The sequence below is a fragment of the Streptomyces sp. NBC_01571 genome (assembly GCF_026339875.1).
Lineage (GTDB): Bacteria > Actinomycetota > Actinomycetes > Streptomycetales > Streptomycetaceae > Streptomyces.
This window is the reverse complement of sequence record NZ_JAPEPZ010000001.1, coordinates 357,037-374,063: the sequence shown is the minus strand read 5'-3', so window position 1 is coordinate 374,063 and position 17,027 is coordinate 357,037. Positions and strand designations below refer to the sequence as shown.

The following is a 17,027-nucleotide window of genomic DNA, read 5'->3' as shown; positions in this document are numbered from 1 at the left end:
GTCTCCTGAGAGCTCTCGGTTCCGGCCGCGGCCTCGGCCGGAAGATGCGAGAGCTGGGTTGAGCTGTCAGGTGGCCTGGACTCCGGCGGCCTTCGCGGCCTCAGAATCCGCTACGACAGTATCTCCAGCCTCGTCGACGGTGAGAGCGCCGGTCATGATGGCGACGACCTCGGCCATGGAGTAGTCGGAGGGCTTGATCACGGCGGCACGCCGACCGAGGCGGTGGACGTGGATCCGGTCGGCGATCTCGAAGACGTGGGGCATGTTGTGGCTGATCAGAACGACCGGCATGCCCTTGTCCCGGACTCGGCGGATGAGGTCGAGAACCTGGCCGGACTCCTTGACGCCCAGGGCAGCGGTGGGTTCGTCCATGACGACGACGCTGCTGGCCCAGGCGACGGAGCGGGCGACCGCCACGGCCTGCCGCTGTCCGCCGGAGAGCGTCTCCACCGACTGTGTCAGCGAGCGCAGGCCGATCTTCAGGTCGGCCATGTGCTCGGCGGCCTCCTGGCGCATGCGGTTCTTGTCGAGCATGCGGAAGACGTTGCCGAGGACGCCGGGGCGCCGCAGTTCACGTCCGAGGAACATGTTCGAGGCGATGTCCATGGAGGCGGCCACGGCGAGGTCCTGATAGACCGTCTCGATGCCGTGGGCGCGGGCGCTCTGCGGGCCGGAGAAGGTGATGGGCTCGCCGTTGAGGCGAATCTCGCCCGCGTCGGGGTGCACCGCGCCGGTGAGGGCCTTGATGAGGCTGGTCTTGCCGGCGCCGTTGTCGCCGATCACGGCGAGAACCTCGCCGGGGAGCAGGTCGAAGTCTGCGCCGTCGATGGCGGTGACATGGCCGTACCGCTTGACCAGACCGCGGGCCTGCAGCACGGGCGTGAGGGAGGAGGTGGCGGTCATCGGGCCTTCTTCCGGGAGAGCTGGTCGACGGTCACCGCGAGGATCACCAGGACTCCGGTGATCAGGGTCTGGTAGATGGAGGCGACGCCCATCAGCTGGAGACCGTTGCGGAACACGCCGACGATGAGGACGCCGATGAAGGTGCCCAGGACCGAGCCGCGTCCGCCGAACAGGCTGGTGCCGCCGAGGACCACGGCGGTGATGCTGTCGAGGTTGTCGGTCTGCCCCGCCTGCGGGTCGCCAACTCCGGTGCGGGAGACGAGCAGCAGGGCGGCGATGCCGTAGAGGAGACCCGCCACGGTGTAGATGCCGATGGTCAGCCGGGAAGTGCGGATGCCGTTCAGCCGCGCCGCTTCCGGGCTGTTGCCCAGCGCGTACACGTGCCGGCCCCAGCCGGTGCTGCTCAGCGCGTAGGCGAGGAGGAGGAACAGGGCGATCGTGACCAGGGAGCCGTAGGTGATGTCCGTGTGGCCGAGCGGGAAGGTCTCCCCGAGCGCCGTCAGCGGGCCCGGCAGATTGGTGACCGTCTGCTCCTCGGAGTAGATGTGGGTCAGCGCGAACGCCACGTTGAGCATGCCGAGGGTGACGATGAACGGCGGCAGCGGGATCTTCTGCACCAGCAGCCCGTTGAGCAGCCCGAAGCCACCGCAGACGACCAGGCCCAGCGCGATCGCGACGAGCGGTGGGACGGAGCCCTCGGCCGCCATCTTGGCGATCACGATGCTGCCGAAGGCCATCACTGCACCGCACGACAGGTCGATGCCCGCAGTGAGGATGATCAGGGTTTGTCCGATGGCGAGGGTGCCGACGACCATGACCTGCTGCACGATCAGCGAGAAGTTCCCGCCGGTGAGGAACTGGTCGGTGGAGAGGGAGAAGAAGGCGCAGGCAAGGAGGAGGGCGACCAGCGGGCCGGTGGTCGGCGCCGTGAGCAGTCTGCGGGCCGCGGTCGGTGCTTTGAGCTCGGCGTACGGCGTGGTCGTGGCTGTCATGCGAAGTCCTTGTCGGAAGACAGAAGTCGTTGCCCTCCCTGGTCGGAGGACAAGAGGACAAGCAGGCGGCCGTCCCCGGTCAGGGAGGAAGGGACGGCCGCGCCGCTGAAGGAAGAGGCGGAGTCGTATGGGCCTCAGGGGCCGACTCAGCCCCAGCAGTTCTCCAGGCCGTAGGCGGTGTCCTTGGACGTGACTCCGTGTTGCGCCTTGTCGGTGATCAGGGTGACGCCGGTGTCGGTGTAACCGGACGCCTTCTTGCCGTCCTTGGCGTACGTCACGACGGCCTTGACGCCCTCGGCGGCCATCTTCAGCGGGTACTGCTGCGAAGTCGCGGCGATCTTGCCGTCCTTGACCGCCTGGGTCCCGGTGCAGCCGCCGTCGACGGAGACGATCAGCACGTCCTTCTCCCGGCCCTTGGCCTTCAGCGCGGTGTACGCGCCCAGCGCGGCCGGCTCGTTGATCGTGTAGACGACGTTGATGCCCGGCTCCTTCTGGAGACAGTTCTCCATCGCCGTCTGGCCCTTGGCCTGGTCGCCGCCGGTGTCCTGGGCGCAGACCACGTCCTTGTCGGTGGAGCCGAAGCCCTTCAGGAAACCGTTGTGCCGCTGAACTCCGACGGAGACGCCCGGCGCCAGGTCGAGGGCGGCTATCTTCGCCGTCTTGCCCTTCATGGCGGCCTTGGCGTACTCGCCGATCAGCTGGCCAGCCTTGAGGTTATCGGTGGCGAAGAGGGCGTCAACCGCGCTTTCGGGCTCGGTCGGGGTGTCCAGGGCGATGACCAGGACACCCTTGGCCTTGGCCTTCGCGATCGCGGGCACGATGGCCTTGGAGTCGCTCGGGGTGATCAGGATGCCCTTCACGCCGGAGGCGACCATGTTCTCGATGGCCGTGACCTGACCGGCGTTGTCGCCGTCGAATTTGCCGGCCGCCGTCATCAGCTTGACGCCCTCGGCCTTCGCGGCCTTCTCGGCTCCCTCCTTCATCTTCACGAAGAACGGGTTGGTGTCGGTCTTGGTGATCAGACCGACCTTGACCTCGCCGGAACCGGAGCCGGTGGAAGTCGATCCGGAGCCTGATCCGCAGGCCGTCAGGGTGAGAGCTGCGACGCCCGCGACAGCGGCGGTTCTGAGGAGGGAGCAGGACAGGCGAGTGGTGCGAGACATGATCGACTCCTGGGGGATAGCGGGCGGCACGGGGTCGGGTTCAGAGCATGCCGCCCGGGGTGTCATCGTTGACTTATGTCATCGTTGACACTTCCTGGCGAGGATGATGGACTCCATCTCCCGGAAACGTCAATGCCCTGCACTTGTCACAAATCGGCAACGCCCGCGCCCCTCGCCCACTCGGAGCCGTCCGGTAACTGTGCCGCGACGCGTCCGGGTTTCACTCGTACGTTCGTGAGAGAAGAGCAGCCCATGAGCCTGCGTCAGATCACCGTCCTGGGGGAGTGCGTCGCGGACGCCTTCGCCGAACCCGCAAGTACCTCGAGCGAACTCGCCCTACGGGTCCTGCCTGGCGGCGGGCCTGCGAATACGGCGGTGGCGTTGGCCCGGCTCGGCACCCCGGCCCGCTTCCTCGCGCGCCTGTCCGGTGACGTGTTCGGCCGCCTCTTCCGCACCCATCTGGAGGCGTCCGGTGTGGACCTGTCGAGTGCCGTCCGGGCCGCTGAGCCCAGCACGCTGGCCGTGGCGGAACTGGACGACCAGGGGCAGGCCGCGTTCTCCTTCCACGCGCAGAACACGGCCGACTGGCAGTGGACGGCCGAGGAACTCGCGCGAGTGGACCTGTCCGAAACCACCTGTCTGCACACCGGGTCACTGGCCCTGGTCCGGGAGCCCGGCGCAGCGGTGGTTGAGGACTTCCTGGCTACGGCCGCTGCCGGCAGGACCATCAGCATCGACCCCAACGTCCGGCCCCTGCTGGTGCACCCCGACGTCTACCGTGCCCGGCTGGCGCACTGGTGCGCCCTCACCGATGTGCTCCGGCTGAGCGAGGACGACCTGGAGCTCCTGCTGCCGGGGACCCAGCCCGAGCAGGCGTGCGACACATGGCACGCGGCCGGGGCGCGACTGGTCGTGATCACGCGAGGTGCCGACGGTGTCCTGGCCTCGCTCGACGGCGAACGGATTCAGGTGCCCGCCGTGCCGACGGTCGTCGCAGATACGGTCGGGGCGGGGGACTCCTTCACTGCCGGACTGCTGCACCACCTCGGCGCCCGCGGCCTCCTCGGCGGCCGGCTGTCGGAACTTCGACTCGACGACGTCGCGGAAGCATGCCGGTTCGCCGTCCAGGTAGCGGCCCTGACCTGCTCTGTTGCCGGCCCCAACCCGCCGTGGCAGAGCCGGCTGGCGCAGCTCGCCACTGCCGACCACGCGTAACGGGGGAGCATGCCGGCATCCAGACCGCACCGCTGAAGGCCGAGAACGGCAAGGTGAAGCTGCGGATCCTCGTCGACTGGTCGTCCGTCGGTCTTCGGCGGCAGTGGCGAGGTCGCGATCACCGACCAGATCTTCCCCGACCCCGCCAGCCAGGGAGTGCAGGTCTTCGCCGAGAACGGCTCGGTGAAACTGGACAAGGCCGTCGTCTGGCACCTCGGCTCTGCCCACAAGTGACCCTCTAGTCCGACGTCCACCACTGACAAGGAGAACGAGACTGTGAAGAAGACCCTGCTCGCCGAGTTCACCGCCCGCGAGGGAGCGCAGGACGAGGTCGCCCGTCTGATCGGGGACTACGCCGTGAAGGTGCGCGAGGAAGAAGGGAACGTCGCCTTCGACGTCTACATCAAGGTAGCCGCCCCGCGCGCCTTCTGGATCTTCGAGGTATACCGGGACGAGGACGCCTTCCAGGCGCACCTGAACGCCCCGTACGGCGGTCCGTTCAACGCCGCACTCGCCCCGCTGATCGAGGAGGACGCCTCGGTGCTGACGTTCCTGAACCCGCTGGCCACGCATTCGTAGCGGGCCGTTGGCAGCGCCAAGGCAGGCATCCCTCAATCAGGCCGCGCACGGTATTCCCGCACCCGGGCAAGCCCGCTCGCGCGGAGCCGACAGGTGTTGTACCACGGCTTGATGACGTCCTGGCGGGACACCTCCGCTCGCGCGGAGCCGATAACTGCGCCGGGGACACCGCCTCGAACTTCGCCGGGACACCTCCGCTCGCGCGGAGCCGACGCACAGGACATCTGCCGGTGGACGAACTGCCGCGGGACACCCCCGCTCGCACGGAGCCGATACCACCCAGACCCGACGGCTCGTCGCTGCGGGCGGGACACCTCCGCTCGCGCGGAGCCGACACTTCGTGACCTGCGTCGTTGGGGAGCTTGGTCGTTTCTTTGCCAGAGCGGTGTGTGGTGGTCATCTGCTTTGCTGGTGGCCTGGGTTGATGGATCGTGTCTCGGTGGCCCCTGTGTGCAGGCTACCGCGTGGGGTGGTGGGCCGGGGCGTGTGTGCAGGTCAGCTGCCTCTGTCAGTGGCCGGTGCTACAGCTGTCCGTATGAGCCGCGATGGGGTGGTTGTCGGGGGGCGGCTTGATGCGCGGGTGTGGGGTAAGGAGCGGGATCTTCCTTCTCCGTATCCGTTGATCTGTCATCTGTTGGATGTTGCGGCGGTGTTCGGTGAGTTGCGGGATGTGTTGTTTCATCCGCGTCTGCGGGAGGGGGTGGCCGCGGAGCTTGGGCTGAGTGTGGCGCAGGCGCGCGGGGTGCTGGCGTTCTGGGCGGGGCTCCACGACCTCGGGAAGGCGACGCCGCCGTTTCAGGCGCAGGTGCCGGCCGCCTACAGGTCTTTGGTGGACGGCGGGTCTTATGCGGCGGCAGTGGGTGCTGACGGGTTGCGGTCGTTCCGTCACGAGCAGGGGACGCACTGGGCGTTGGTCTCGCTGCTGGCCGAGCTCGGGTATCCGGTGAGCAGACCGCAGTCGCGGAGTCTGCCGCACCAGGTGGCGCAGATGCTGGGGGGGCATCACGGCTGTTTCGCCGATGTGGTGCCTGCCCGACAGGCGGCGCGGGCCGGTGAGTACCAGCGGGGGAGCAGCGGCGCAGGCATGTGGAGGAGCTGGCGCGGGTGGTGGGCGTGACGGCGGTCCCGGCGGGGGAGCTGTCGGCGGCGACTGCGGTGCGGGTGCACGGTCTGGTGGTGCTGGCCGACTGGCTGGCCAGCAGTGTGGATTGGATCGTGCTGCTGCTGCCGGGCCGCGGATGGCCGGGGTCGCCGGAGCAGCTGGATGCCCATTGCGGGCGGGCGGGCGGGCGGTGCCGGCCGCGGCGAGGGCGGTCGCGGCGGCGCGGCTGGGGCGGGCGGAGTTCCCGGCGGGGCCGGACCTGTCGTTCGCCAGCCTGTTCCCGTTAAGCTCGCACGCCTTGCAGCGCGATATCGCGGAGGTGCTGCCCGCGGTGGTGGGGGAGGGGGCCTCGGGGCTGGTGCTGGTGACGGCGCCGACGGGGGACGGGAAGACGGAGGCCGCTTTGTTCGCGGCTTCGGTGCTGGGAGTGTCTTCCGGCGCCCGGGGCCTGTATTTTGCGCTCCCGACGATGGCGACCGCGGACGGGATGTTCCCGCGGGTGGCCGCGTTCGCGGAGCGGGCGATGACGGGGGAGCGGGCTCTGCTGCTGATGCACGCGGCCGCGTGGCTGAGCACCGTCATGGACGGCGAGAGGACAGCGGGTTCGCCGGACAGTTGGCTGCTGCACGGTCCGCTCCCGCCGGAGCCGGTGGCCGGCGGGAGCGACGACGGGGAGGCGCCGTTCAGCGCCGCGGCCGCCACGGCGGTGGAGGCCCGGGAGTGGCTGCGCCGGGGCGGGAAGCGCGGGTTCGCGGCCCCGCTGGGCGCGGGCACGATCGACCAGGCGCTGACAGCCGTGCTGGCGGTCTCCTACAACGCACTGCGCCTGTTCGGCCTGTCAGACAAGGTGCTGATCGTGGACGAGGCCCACGCGTACGGCCCGTGGATGCAGACCCTCATGGTGCGTCTCCTGGAGTGGCTCGGCGCGCTGCGGGCCCCGGTGGTGCTGCTGTCGGCGACCTGACGGGGCGCACCGCGACGGCTCTTGTGGACGCCTACCGGCGCGGCGCCGGCTTCACCGAGCCCAGCCGTGTCCAGCCCTCCTACCCGGGATGGCTGTTCACCGACGCCGACCGGTCTTCCCGTTCCTCGACGAGAGCCGCATCGACAGCGGTGCCCTCGCTGACATCGGAGAAGTGATCGGGCGTCACCGGCCCTTCGAGGCCCGGTTCGAGCACTGCGGGCGATTCCCGGGGATCTTGTATCTCGTCCCCGAACCGGACATCCCGTTCCGCCGGCTCACCGAGGCGGTCGCGGACCGGTGGCCGCAGAACCCGCCGTTCGGGGGGGGCAGTTCGACGAGGTCGTCCCGCATCTGACCATCGCCCAGGGGCAAGACGATGCCGTGCTGGAGGAGGCCGAGGCCGACCTTCGTAGTCGGAGCCATCGCCATGTCCAGAGAAAGGCGGCGGCGAGGTGTAGCCCAGCCTGGTAGGCGAATACGAGCTTGTCGGTTCGCATGCCCAGGCCCCGCACCGCTTGAGCCGACACGCACAGTTGACCGATTTCCGGGAACAGCGGCTACAAGATCAGCAGCAATTACCCGTAATGGTCACAGGCAACAAGGGCCGACATCTCTGGAGCAACAAGATCGCGACAGAAAGCGGCTTGAAATGACCGTTTGCAGTTGCGACGTCGAAGCTACTCGCAACCGGGGGCAGAAAACAGGCACTTCGAGGTGAAGCGGTCGTTGCCCGCGACCAGCTCCTGCGTGATCAGCTGGTTCCTCTCGTCGTTGACCTCATCGATCTCGTGCTTCAGTTCGACGATCCGCGACCGCAGGCTTTCGTTCTCATCCCTTGTGTCGTCCAGGGCCCTTGCATAACTGGCGATCCGCATTGCGGTCACGACAACCCGACGGTCCACGGCGTACTCGAGTTGCTCCACGGCCCGCTCACGCGCCCGCATGTCCGACTCCAACCGCCGCCGCTCCTCAGCGATCTCACTGAGGTCCCGCCGAGTCCGCGCCTCGGAGAGCACCAGCAGCGAACGCATGGTCGCGGCCAGGAAGCCGACCGCGCCGGCAGACAGGAACCCGGTTCCTCCTGCGGCCAACTCCCAGGTGTGACGGAAGACGCCCTCGCCGACCAGTATTCCGCCGGCAGTGCAGCCAGCAGTGGACGCGATCACCAGTCTGTACGCCACTGTCCTACCCCCTTGCCACGGCTCCCCGGCCCTCCGCGGCGTCCGTCTCTTTTTGCAGCTGGATGGCGTGTTCGATGCCTCCGAGGAGCATTGAGCGGATTTTGGGATCGGAGATCCCCCATGCGTCGGCTGCGTCTTCCGGGGTGAGTGTTGATGAGGGTACCGCCCGAATTGACTGATCGGGCCCATGTTCTGAAGGAAGCGCACCACTTTCAACCAACATCTCCCGTGGATCTACGCGGAGGATCTTTGCCCACTTCGTGACTTGCTGCGGAAGGGGAAGCGTCTCGCCGTCGAGGGTCCGCGAGATCGTCGTGGGCTTCGTATCGAGCAGACGGGCCAGCTCGGCCCGGCCTCCCTTGTAGGGCCTCACGTCGAAGCCGGCCTCGATCGCTTTCCGCGTGAGATAGGCGCCGAAGGCCTTCACGCGAGCTTTTCGCTCCTCGCGTGTCTCCTGGTGGGGCTCTTCCATGCTGCGCATGTTCGGAGAGTAGCGCGCATGCGAGCTACCTAGACAGAAGTCTCATGCATGCGTTTTCGCAGGTCAGGGACTCGCATGCGTTTACCCAGGCCAGACAGGGCAGCCCAGGAGCCGCCCGCGTCGAAAAAAGTTTCATGCGACATGAGTAGAGAAGTTGCGCCCATGCGAGTTATTTGCTTAAATCTCACACGCGCGAGTGAAGTCGCACTCGTGAGAGTTGATGTGAGGGAGACCCCCATCCATGCTCCGCTTTGATATGGCCGTGCTCCTCGCGGGCCGAAGACTCCGGCAACAGAGGCATCGCCGCGCGGTCGGGGGGCGGCAAATCCACCCTCCACCGGCTCGGACCCGGAGGCACCAAACCGAGCCTCGGCGGCCTCTGGGCCTTCCGGAACGTCTACGGCTGCTCCATCGAGGGCCTCCTCGGCGACGGAAGCACGCCACTGCCGGCGCCGCCCGTCCTCCCGACCCATGGGGCGCTCCAAGAGCGCGTCCTGAGGCACGGAGGCCACCCCCAGGTCGGGCTTGGCCGGGAGCAACCCTCGCAATGCCGGCCCACCACAGTTCATCCACTCTTGAACGGAGCAGGCCTTGACGGCAGAGCCTCACGAAATGTCACCCGGTGGCGACATGAGAGAACCGGACCTCGTCGCCCGTGCCCAGCAGGGCGACCCGGACGCCTTCGCCGAGTTGTACCGGCAGCACCACCGCGCGATCTTCAGATTCGTTTACCACCGCGTCGGGAGAAACCGAGCGCTGGCCGAAGACATTACAGGCGAAGTCTTTCTTCGTGCATTGTCCTGGCTGCGCACAGGTGCATTCTCCTGGCGCGGAGCCGGGTTCGGCGGCTGGTTGAGCGTCATCGCCCGAAACAAGATTGCCGACCACTTCAAGAGCTCTCAGCGTCGCGAGTTCCCCGTCTACGACATGCGAGATCACGACGCGACGGTCGACAGCGCCGAAGAAGCTGTACTAAAGCACATGGAAGATGACCTGGTCCGGCAGGCACTCGCCCGACTGCTGCCACCTCAACGCCAGGTTCTCGAGTTGCGCTACCTGCAGGATCACTCGGTGGCCGAGGCCGCCCTCGCAATAGAACGCAACACTGGCGCGCTCAAGACGCTCCAGTATCGGGCCGTTCAGTCACTCCGTGCCGTCTATGAGGAGGGGTCAGCGTGACAACCATTCTCGATATCCCGACCACAACGGAACGAGAGCTGTCTGAGCGGCTGCAGAGGCTGGCCGCAAAATTCATCGTCGATCTGGACAGACAAGGACGGCTGGTGGAGCCTGGCGGAGCGGAGGCCCTCAAGCGCCTGCGCGCGCAATTCGAGGCACGGCGTAGCCATACAGCGATCTATCAGGCGGCCGTCGACTCCATCGTCGACGACTGCAGCTACCCCCGTGCTGTTGCCATGCAGATCGCAGACGTCCTGCACCTCAGAGGTCTCCTGGCCGAGCACGACGGTCCGGAGCCCCAGCACGACCGCGAACCGGACCCTGCGTCCCTTGCACCGGATGCAGCCGGCGCCCGGGTCGTGCGTCGCGTCAAATCGCCGAACACGCCGCGCGAACACGCGCCGGCGCCGGAGCTCGTCGAAGACCGGCTGCCGCAGATGCGTCCCTCCGCCGCCATCGCCGCCGACGAGGCGACTGTGGTCGAGCCGGACGCATATCCAGCGGACTGGTCCGAGGAATACGCTCGTGCTGTCACGGCTGCGGCCAAGCTGCAGTCTGACCATGCGACGCGCCCGGAGCTGTCAGCCGTAGCGGCCCATAGGGATTGCGTCACTGTCGCAATCAAGGCCACCTCGCTCGACGACTGGGGGTATTGGTTGACAGCGATCGGCGCTCCTATCGCTGTCACGAGCCATCAGGCGGGATACGCGCAGCTCGCTGTCGGAACCGTCGAGGGCGTAGAGATTCACCTCACCGCTCACGAAGTTCCGCGGCTGCTCGAAGAGGCGGCCGATGCCGCAGGCGAGCCCTTCATGATGTGGGGACGGATCTACGACCTCACCCGCGGATACCGCGACCGGTTCGACAATTTCTGGTCCTACCTCGGCGAGCGGCAGGAGAGCGGGATGCCGCTGCTGTGTCTACGGGGCACAGACGGACCGATGTACCCGCTCGGATCGATCATCGTGAGCAACGGACCGCTGAGTCTTGTCGAACTGCCTGCCACCGGTCCTACAGCCAACGTGGCTGGAGGCGAGGCATGAACCTCGCCACGGACACCTACCTCGGCTGGACGCCCTTCACCAAGCCCCTGGCTCGAGTGCTCCAAATACAGCTGGATGCAATCGCCACCGAGTGCAACCCCGAGAAGATCTTCTCGGATTAGATCAGCAACCAGGCCCCCTCACTGTTCGATGGCGCTCGAGGAAGCCGGTGACGCGCCCGGCCGACGCAGGCCGTGGCGGCTCAAGCACATCGGCTTCTCCTTCGGCGATTCGTCAGGGATGCGGAGGTGTCCCACGCTTCCGAGGCCCTGGCCCACCAACTGTGGGAGACGTGGCTCAACCGGGCCAGCACGGTCAACGCCCGCCGGACCCAGTTCTCAGGAGCCTGGCAGCAGGTCGCCAGCGGCATCGAGAACCTGCCCTACGTAACGCCGGATTAGGCCCAGCAACTGAACGCCTGTCGGCGACGCTTGAAATGTGAGGCGATTCCGGCGCTTGGGTTCTAACGCTTGTCGCAACATTCCTTGATCATTGTGGAGTGTTGATGGCGAGGCGGGGACGTAAGCGCAGGCTGGAGCTCGAGGCCGAATACTGGCGTCTTCTGGCGGCCGGGGTGGGCAGCGTCGAGGCGTGCAGGCGCCTTGGGATCGGGCGCAAGACGGGCTACCGGTGGCGGGCGGAGAACGGTGGCCTGCAACCGGATTACCTCCCGGAAGCCTCGTGTTCGGGGCGGTACTTGTCGCTGCTGGAGCGTCGGAGGATCGCCTCGCTGCGCGGTCGCGGCCTGGCGATCCGGGAAATAGCCGGCCTGCTCGGACGGGCACCGTCGACGGTCAGCCGTGAGTTGCGGCGCAACAGCCGTCCACACGACTACGGCAGATACGACGCCGACCTGGCCCACCACCGTGGCCGCGAACGGGCCGGACGTCCCCGACGATCCAAACTGTCCACTGATCCCGAGCTCAAAGCAGAGGTTCAGTCCAAGCTGGACATGGAGTGGAGCCCGGAGCAGATCGCCGCCCATCTCAGGACCCGCTGGCCCGACCGTCCCGAGCGGCACGGCACCTCTGCGACGAGACCATCTACCGAGCCCTCTACCAAGGTGCCAAGGATGGCTTGAGCAGGACCCTCACCAGGAAACTTCGTACCGGCCGGCCGCTGAGAAAGCAGCGCCGCCGCCCCGACCAGCGCATGCCCCGATTCGTTGCACCCGCCGACCTCATCGACCGTCGGCCACCGGTCATCGAGCTGCGCGAGCGTCTCGGTGACTGGGAGGGCGACCTCGTCGTGGGCGCCCGCAGCCAGTCTGCTGTCGCCACGCTCGTCGACCGGCGAACCCGCGATCTCTGCCTGGTCCCGCTGCGGGAGGGGCACTCCGCCGGGCAGTTGCGTGACGCCCTCATCGCAGCCCTCGGCACGTTGCCGGAACGGGCGCGCCGGAGCCTCACCTGGGACCAGGGCTCCGAGATGGCCCGTCATCATGAACTCGCGCGCTACTTCACGGACGGGATCTTCTTCGCACGCCCTGGCAGTCCCTGGGAGCGAGGGACGAATGAGAACACGAACGGCTTGGTCCGGCAGTACCTGCCCAAACGCACGAACCTGTCCCTGCACACCGCTGACGACCTCCGTGCCATTGAGCACCGGCTCAACAATCGACCCCGCAAGACACTGAGTTGGCAGACCCCGGCTCAGGCATTCACCGCGGCTCTGGCACTTGAGCCTGCAACGTTGCGACGATCATGCGAATCTGCCATCACCGAGGCGCGTTCGTAGCGGCCAGAGATGAACTGGAAGAACAAGTTCGCTGCCTCGGGCTCGAAGGGGATGTAACCCACTTCGTCGATCTATGCGGATATCCGCATAGATCGACCTATGCCGAGACCGCGACTATGCGGAGTGGATTGTCAAGAGAGCCTCGTTCGCGTGAATGCAGGTGCAACACTCTCGGCATAGTCGTCGGTTGGGCAGACGGGCCTTCCCCCGTGAAGGTGGGCACGCGGTTATTGATCACACGGCGAGCGTGAGTTTAGCGGTGTGGTGTCGGTGTTCGTATTCGTTGGGGCTGAGGTGGCCGTTGGCGGAGTGCCGGCGGCGGGTGTTGTAGCGGGTCAGCCAGGCGAAGACCGTCCGGCGGCAGGTGCCGGCGTCACCGTAGTCGTGGGCGCCCTGGAGGGTCTCGCGTTTCAGGGAGGCGTGGAAGCTTTCGCAGGCCGCGTTGTCGGCGCTGGTGCCGACCGCGCCCATCGAGCGGGTGACCCCGAGCTGGTAGCAGAGGTCGGCGAAGGCCCGGGATCCGTATTGGGCCCCGTGGTCGGAGTGGAACACGGCGCCGTCCAGACGGCCGCGGGTCGCGGCTGCCATCCGCAGCGCGTCGGCGACCAGGCCGGTGCGCATGTGGTCGGCCATGGACCAGCCGACGACCTTGCGGCTGAAGCAGTCCAGCACGGTCGCGAGATAGAGGAACTCCCCGCCGGCGAGCGGGAGATACGTGATGTCGCCCATGTACTTCCGTCCCGGATCGGCGGCGGTGAAGTCCCGCTGGAAGAGGTCCGCAACCGGTGAGGCTGCCGGGTCCGGGACGGTGGTGCGCACGCGTCTGCGCAGGCGGATGCCGGTGATCGAGAACGTCCGCATGATCCGGGCGACCCGCTTTTCGTTGACCCGCCGTCCTTATCTCGCGGAGCTCGGCGGTCACTCGCGGGGAGCCGTAGGCGCCGCCGGACTCGCCGTGGATCTCGCGGATCTCCTCGGCCAGGATCCGGTCCTTGTGCTGCCGGGCGGCCCGGGCCTCGGCGCCGGCGAGCCACTTGTAGTAGCTGGACCGGTTCACGTCCAGGACGTGGCAGAGCCGCTTCACCTCGTAGGTGTCCCGGTGGTCGTCGACGAACTGGAAGCGGCTGATCACCAGTTCGTCTCTCCGGCGAAATACTTGGCCGCCTTGCGGAGGATGTCCCGCTCGGTCGCGAGCTTCCGCTCACTCGCCTCGAGCTCGGCCACCCGGGCCTCCAACTGCCGGATCCGCTCGTCCGGAGCGTCGGACGGCACCGCCGCCCCCGGTTGGACGGCCGGCTTTGCAGCCGTGGCGGTGACACCGCGGCGTTCGCGGTCCCGCAGCACCCACTCGCGCAGGGTCGCCCGGTTGATGCCCAGGTCGGCGGCGATGCTCTTGTAGGTCGCCCCGGGTGTGGACTCGTACAGGGCCACGGCATCGGCCTTGAACTCGTCCGAATAGTCCTTCATCGCCATCGGCGGTCTTCTCGCTTCCTCCGGATCAAGCAGATCCAGTATCAGCGTGTCCACCACTCAGGGGGAGGCCCCGACCTTGATCGCGGGAGAGCCGAACCCATCGGCCATCGCCATCGTCGGCGGAACGGAGGCGAAACGCCAGCCGCCCACTGGCGGCACTGCCGCGCCCAGTTTCTGGGGCAGATCGCCATGCAGATTGGCCAGTGCCCGGTAGTGGCGGACGGCTTCCTCGCTGGCGGCCAGGCCCGCCTCCCCCAACCGGTTGGAGAGGTTGTTCAGGGAGGCGACGACGCCGGTCAGCAGGCAGTCGCACACCATGGCCGCACCCGACAGCCACCCCGCGGCGAGGTTCCGTCCGGCGACCACTGCGGGGATGCTGGCGCAGATCCATCACGTACTGGTTGCCGACGAACCCAATGCCCGGGTTCAGCCTGCCTTCCAACAGCTCCGCCTCGACCACGAGACGGGATCGCTGTGCGCTGTCCGGCACACCTCAGGTTTCACAGCTGGTACCGGGCCGCGACGTCACCAGCAGGCCCCAGCGCACCGGCCTGGCAGGCGGCCGCCAGCACGGATCGTCATCGAGAGGGACCAGCGCGGCATCGTCCCGGCCACCAGGCGTACCGCACCACACCACCGTTCCGCCCGCTTCACCGTCCCCGCCCGGATGGAAGACCTTCACCCGCGTTCCGCCGAGTCCGGTGACGTGGGCGCAGGTCAGGACCAGCCGGCCCCCCACCACATACCCTGAACCCGGTCCGCCCTGAGCGCTCACCCCGGCCAGGCGTCCCTGGTCCATCACACCCCCCCCACAGCCCTATCCGAACCGTCAACCAGGACCTCGGTGCCGTCGGGAAGCTTCGGGGTGAGGGTGAACGACACCCGGTGCGTGCGCCCGCGTGAGAGGCCGGCCTCGGTCTCCGCGCCGACCGCCCAGACTTTGAACCCGGCCTTCGCCTCCGCGTCCGCCCGCAGCTCGACCTCGAACTCCATCTCCACCGGCCCACGGCGAACACCACCTGCGGATCCCCGCCGACCCGGGCAGCCGCCTCCGGCTGGGGCAGGCGGTCACGGGCGGAGACGAAGCCGTCGAGCATGCGCACTGCTGCGGCGCCGAAGTCCTCGCAGCGTCTGAAGTCCTCGACCAGCACCAGCGGTTCCAAGAACTTGGCCGCTGCGGCTTCGTCCTGCAAGCACCACACCCAAGCCCGCCTCTGCCTCGCCCGACGATGAGCCGACGTCCTCTTCGCCATGCTCCGAGACGGCACCTTCTACGAACCACACAACCCGCCCCATCCCCTTGACCAATCCCGAAGGGGCACCCCCATACCTATCTTGACGTCAAGATAGGTATGGGGCAGGCTTTCCCGCAGTATCTCGACATCAAGATACTTTCGCGTGGGGCACGGAGGATTCAGGATGCTGGGCGTCGCAGGGGCCGGGAAGGTTCGACCGGGGGAAACGGGCCTCCTGGCCCAGTTGCGGCGGCCGCCCGGCGGCCGGGACGCACGGATCATGCTGCTCGCCCAGCTCCTGGACCGCACCGGAACCGGTGTGTGGGCCGCCTCCTCGGTGCTCTACTTCACCTTCGTCGCCGGACTCGACGCCGGGCAGCTGGGCCTGCTGCTCGGCGTGGCCGGAGTCGCCGGCATCGCCGGATCCCCCCTCGCCGGCCACCTCGCCGACCGGTTCCAGGTCCGCACGCTTCTCATCGTCAGCCACCTGCTACGGCTGGTCACGCTCTGCGCACTGCTCTTCGCGCACGGCCTCGGCCCGCTGCTGGCGGTCGTCGCCCTCACCTCGCTCGGCGACCGGGCCGCCAAGACGCTGGAGATGCTCTTCGCCACCCGCGTGGCCGGCGAGCGCCGCACAACCTACCAGGCACTGTTCCGCAGCGTGGCGAACGCCGGATACGCCGTCGGCGCCGGGATCGCCGCGCTCGGGCTCGCCGTCGCGACCCGCTCCGCCTACCAGGCGCTGATCATCGCCAACGCCCTGTCCTTCCTCGCGGCCGCCGTACTGGTGGCCCGGACCCGCGAGCCGCACGGCCACGGCCGGGTGGTGCAGCGCACCGACGGCGCCGGCGCCGCGGAACCGGCCGCCGTCGCGGCGAGCCCGTGGCGCGACCCCGGCTACCTCCGGTTCGTCCTGCTCGACACCGTGATGAGCCTCGACGACTCGATCCTGAACGTCGGACTGCCGCTGTGGCTGGTGCACAACACCGCGGCCCCGCACGCCGTGGTCCCGGCCTTCCTCGTGATCAACACTGGGCTCGTGGTCGCCCTGCAGCTACGGGTCTCGGCCCGCGTCGAGGAACCGCGTCAGGCTGCGCGCGCGGTGGGCCTGTACGGACTCGCGCTGCTCGCCTGCTGCGCGGTCCTGGCCGCCGCCGGCGGCGGGGCCTGGACCGCCTCGGCCGCCCTGCTCGTCGCTGCGATGCTGGTCACCGGCGCCGAGCTGATCCGGTCCGTGAGCTCCTGGGAGCTGGCCGTCTCCCTCGCGCCCCCGCACGCCCGTGCCTCGTACCTCGGCGTGGCCGGGATGGCGCAGTCCGTGCAGAAGTCTGCCGGCCCGCTGCTGCTGACCGGCGCCGTGATGACCGCCGGCCCCGCCGGCTGGCTGGTGCTCGGCGCCACCGTCGCCGGCCTGTCGGTGGTGCAGCGGCGCACCGCCCTGCGCCGGCTGGACCTCCTGCACCCGGAACCCGTACCGGCCGACCGGACTGGGCGTGCCAATTTACCGGTCGGCTGATCTTGGTTGTTGATGGTCAGTTGTTGCTCGGGGTCAGGCGTCCTTCGAAGGCGATCTGGAACGCGTTGAGGGGTGTTTTCCAGCGCATGGTCCACCGCTTGCGGCCCTTTCCCGGTCGGGTCCAGGCTCGTCAGCGCCATGTAGATGCACTTGAGGGCGGCGGCCTCGTTGGCGAAGTGCCCGCGGGCGCGAACAGCTCGGCGGATGCGTGCGTTGACGCCCTCGATCGCGTTCGTGCTGCAGATGACCCGCTGCCGTTCGCGG

18 protein-coding genes and 5 pseudogenes are annotated in these 17,027 nt (G+C 68.0%); 13 read left to right on the top strand and 10 right to left on the bottom strand.

The window, feature by feature from the left end:
- Positions 1–66 precede the first annotated feature (66 nt).
- The 3 genes from OHB41_RS01800 to OHB41_RS01790 all read right to left on the bottom strand — a co-directional run bounded on the left by OHB41_RS01800 (position 67) and on the right by OHB41_RS01790 (position 3,058).
- On the bottom strand, positions 67–903 hold the full coding sequence (locus OHB41_RS01800; RefSeq protein ID WP_266696166.1) for an ATP-binding cassette domain-containing protein: 837 nt from the start codon (positions 901–903) through the stop codon (positions 67–69).
- Positions 900–1,895 carry an ABC transporter permease gene (locus tag OHB41_RS01795; protein WP_266696165.1) on the bottom strand — a complete coding sequence of 332 codons (996 nt, stop codon included), beginning with the start codon at positions 1,893–1,895 and terminating at the stop codon, positions 900–902. Before OHB41_RS01795 ends, OHB41_RS01800 begins: the two co-directional genes overlap by 4 nt.
- A gap of 146 nt (positions 1,896–2,041) precedes the next feature.
- Positions 2,042–3,058 (bottom strand): sugar ABC transporter substrate-binding protein, encoded by a 1,017-nt coding sequence (locus OHB41_RS01790; RefSeq protein ID WP_266696164.1) that lies wholly within the window; start codon positions 3,056–3,058, stop codon positions 2,042–2,044.
- 252 nt (positions 3,059–3,310) lie between these two features.
- Here OHB41_RS01790 and OHB41_RS01785 point away from each other — a divergent pair, with 252 nt between their 5' ends.
- The 6 genes and pseudogenes from OHB41_RS01785 to OHB41_RS01755 all read left to right on the top strand — a co-directional run bounded on the left by OHB41_RS01785 (position 3,311) and on the right by OHB41_RS01755 (position 7,273).
- Positions 3,311–4,273 carry a carbohydrate kinase family protein gene (locus tag OHB41_RS01785; protein ID WP_266696163.1) on the top strand — a complete coding sequence of 321 codons (963 nt, stop codon included), beginning with the start codon at positions 3,311–3,313 and terminating at the stop codon, positions 4,271–4,273.
- 14 nt (positions 4,274–4,287) lie between these two features.
- Positions 4,288–4,507, top strand: a pseudogene (locus OHB41_RS01780) (GH32 C-terminal domain-containing protein); the annotation flags it as partial.
- Positions 4,508–4,549: 42 nt separating this feature from the next.
- Positions 4,550–4,852 carry a putative quinol monooxygenase gene (locus tag OHB41_RS01775; protein ID WP_266696162.1) on the top strand — a complete coding sequence of 101 codons (303 nt, stop codon included), beginning with the start codon at positions 4,550–4,552 and terminating at the stop codon, positions 4,850–4,852.
- A 424-nt stretch (positions 4,853–5,276) separates the two neighbouring features.
- Positions 5,277–6,241, top strand: a pseudogene (locus tag OHB41_RS52235) (CRISPR-associated endonuclease Cas3'').
- A gap of 11 nt (positions 6,242–6,252) precedes the next feature.
- Entirely contained in the window at positions 6,253–6,918 is a 666-nt protein-coding gene (locus OHB41_RS01760; RefSeq protein ID WP_266696160.1) for a DEAD/DEAH box helicase family protein, read from the top strand.
- Between the two features lie 88 nt (positions 6,919–7,006).
- The gene (locus OHB41_RS01755; protein WP_266696159.1) at positions 7,007–7,273 is read left to right on the top strand and encodes a 2'-5' RNA ligase family protein; all 267 of its coding nucleotides are present in this window, start codon (positions 7,007–7,009) and stop codon (positions 7,271–7,273) included.
- 322 nt (positions 7,274–7,595) lie between these two features.
- Here OHB41_RS01755 and OHB41_RS01750 read toward each other — a convergent pair whose 3' ends face one another.
- Complete coding sequence (locus OHB41_RS01750) at positions 7,596–8,099, bottom strand: hypothetical protein (protein WP_266696158.1); 504 nt, start codon at positions 8,097–8,099, stop codon at positions 7,596–7,598.
- A 4-nt stretch (positions 8,100–8,103) separates the two neighbouring features.
- A complete protein-coding gene (locus OHB41_RS01745) occupies positions 8,104–8,580 on the bottom strand; it encodes a transcriptional regulator (RefSeq protein WP_266696157.1) in 477 nt (158 codons plus the stop codon).
- A gap of 630 nt (positions 8,581–9,210) precedes the next feature.
- On the opposite strand from OHB41_RS01745, the gene OHB41_RS01740 reads away from it, so the two are divergent.
- The 6 genes and pseudogenes from OHB41_RS01740 to OHB41_RS01715 all read left to right on the top strand — a co-directional run.
- On the top strand, positions 9,211–9,759 hold the full coding sequence (locus OHB41_RS01740) for a sigma-70 family RNA polymerase sigma factor (RefSeq protein ID WP_266696156.1): 549 nt from the start codon (positions 9,211–9,213) through the stop codon (positions 9,757–9,759).
- Complete coding sequence (locus tag OHB41_RS01735) at positions 9,756–10,802, top strand: BN159_2729 family protein (protein ID WP_266696155.1); 1,047 nt, start codon at positions 9,756–9,758, stop codon at positions 10,800–10,802. The genes OHB41_RS01740 and OHB41_RS01735 overlap by 4 nt, the downstream gene beginning before the upstream one ends.
- Entirely contained in the window at positions 10,799–10,924 is a 126-nt protein-coding gene (locus OHB41_RS01730; protein ID WP_266696154.1) for a hypothetical protein, read from the top strand. Before OHB41_RS01735 ends, OHB41_RS01730 begins: the two co-directional genes overlap by 4 nt.
- A 126-nt stretch (positions 10,925–11,050) precedes the next feature.
- The gene (locus OHB41_RS01725; RefSeq protein ID WP_266696153.1) at positions 11,051–11,203 is read left to right on the top strand and encodes a hypothetical protein; all 153 of its coding nucleotides are present in this window, start codon (positions 11,051–11,053) and stop codon (positions 11,201–11,203) included.
- Between the two features lie 104 nt (positions 11,204–11,307).
- Positions 11,308–11,883, top strand: coding sequence for a helix-turn-helix domain-containing protein (locus OHB41_RS01720; protein ID WP_266696152.1), 576 nt, complete (start codon positions 11,308–11,310; stop codon positions 11,881–11,883).
- Positions 11,799–12,371, top strand: a pseudogene (locus OHB41_RS01715) (IS30 family transposase); the annotation flags it as partial. The gene OHB41_RS01720 and the pseudogene OHB41_RS01715, both read left to right, overlap by 85 nt.
- A gap of 83 nt (positions 12,372–12,454) precedes the next feature.
- On the opposite strand, the gene OHB41_RS01710 reads toward OHB41_RS01715, so the two are convergent.
- From OHB41_RS01710 to OHB41_RS01695, 4 genes and pseudogenes are all read right to left on the bottom strand, one after another.
- Positions 12,455–12,601 (bottom strand): hypothetical protein, encoded by a 147-nt coding sequence (locus tag OHB41_RS01710; protein ID WP_323138342.1) that lies wholly within the window; start codon positions 12,599–12,601, stop codon positions 12,455–12,457.
- Between the two features lie 172 nt (positions 12,602–12,773).
- Positions 12,774–14,012: pseudogene (locus OHB41_RS01705) on the bottom strand (IS3 family transposase).
- 57 nt (positions 14,013–14,069) lie between these two features.
- Positions 14,070–14,378 (bottom strand): hypothetical protein, encoded by a 309-nt coding sequence (locus OHB41_RS01700; RefSeq protein WP_266696151.1) that lies wholly within the window; start codon positions 14,376–14,378, stop codon positions 14,070–14,072.
- 432 nt (positions 14,379–14,810) lie between these two features.
- Positions 14,811–15,005 carry a trypco2 family protein gene (locus OHB41_RS01695; protein WP_266696150.1) on the bottom strand — a complete coding sequence of 65 codons (195 nt, stop codon included), beginning with the start codon at positions 15,003–15,005 and terminating at the stop codon, positions 14,811–14,813.
- A gap of 426 nt (positions 15,006–15,431) precedes the next feature.
- Here OHB41_RS01695 and OHB41_RS01690 point away from each other — a divergent pair, with 426 nt between their 5' ends.
- Positions 15,432–16,763 carry an MFS transporter gene (locus OHB41_RS01690; protein WP_266696149.1) on the top strand — a complete coding sequence of 444 codons (1,332 nt, stop codon included), beginning with the start codon at positions 15,432–15,434 and terminating at the stop codon, positions 16,761–16,763.
- A 16-nt stretch (positions 16,764–16,779) separates the two neighbouring features.
- Here OHB41_RS01690 and OHB41_RS01685 read toward each other — a convergent pair.
- Positions 16,780–17,023: pseudogene (locus OHB41_RS01685) on the bottom strand (transposase); the annotation flags it as partial.
- Between the last annotated feature and the right edge of the window lie 4 nt (positions 17,024–17,027).

What these genes read in the sequence shown, in the direction of transcription:
- OHB41_RS01800 (WP_266696166.1), bottom strand. Translation starts at nt 903, where the DNA reads ATGACCGCCACCTCCTCCCTCACGCCCGTGCTGCAGGCCCGCGGTCTG.
- OHB41_RS01795 (WP_266696165.1), bottom strand. Translation starts at nt 1,895, where the DNA reads ATGACAGCCACGACCACGCCGTACGCCGAGCTCAAAGCACCGACCGCG.
- OHB41_RS01790 (WP_266696164.1), bottom strand. Translation starts at nt 3,058, where the DNA reads ATGTCTCGCACCACTCGCCTGTCCTGCTCCCTCCTCAGAACCGCCGCT.
- OHB41_RS01785 (WP_266696163.1), top strand. Translation starts at nt 3,311, where the DNA reads ATGAGCCTGCGTCAGATCACCGTCCTGGGGGAGTGCGTCGCGGACGCC.
- OHB41_RS01755 (WP_266696159.1), top strand. Translation starts at nt 7,007, where the DNA reads ATGGCTGTTCACCGACGCCGACCGGTCTTCCCGTTCCTCGACGAGAGC.
- OHB41_RS01745 (WP_266696157.1), bottom strand. Translation starts at nt 8,580, where the DNA reads ATGCGCAGCATGGAAGAGCCCCACCAGGAGACACGCGAGGAGCGAAAA.
- OHB41_RS01740 (WP_266696156.1), top strand. Translation starts at nt 9,211, where the DNA reads ATGAGAGAACCGGACCTCGTCGCCCGTGCCCAGCAGGGCGACCCGGAC.
- OHB41_RS01730 (WP_266696154.1), top strand. Translation starts at nt 10,799, where the DNA reads ATGAACCTCGCCACGGACACCTACCTCGGCTGGACGCCCTTCACCAAG.
- OHB41_RS01720 (WP_266696152.1), top strand. Translation starts at nt 11,308, where the DNA reads ATGGCGAGGCGGGGACGTAAGCGCAGGCTGGAGCTCGAGGCCGAATAC.
- OHB41_RS01695 (WP_266696150.1), bottom strand. Translation starts at nt 15,005, where the DNA reads ATGGAGTTCGAGGTCGAGCTGCGGGCGGACGCGGAGGCGAAGGCCGGG.
- OHB41_RS01690 (WP_266696149.1), top strand. Translation starts at nt 15,432, where the DNA reads ATGCTGGGCGTCGCAGGGGCCGGGAAGGTTCGACCGGGGGAAACGGGC.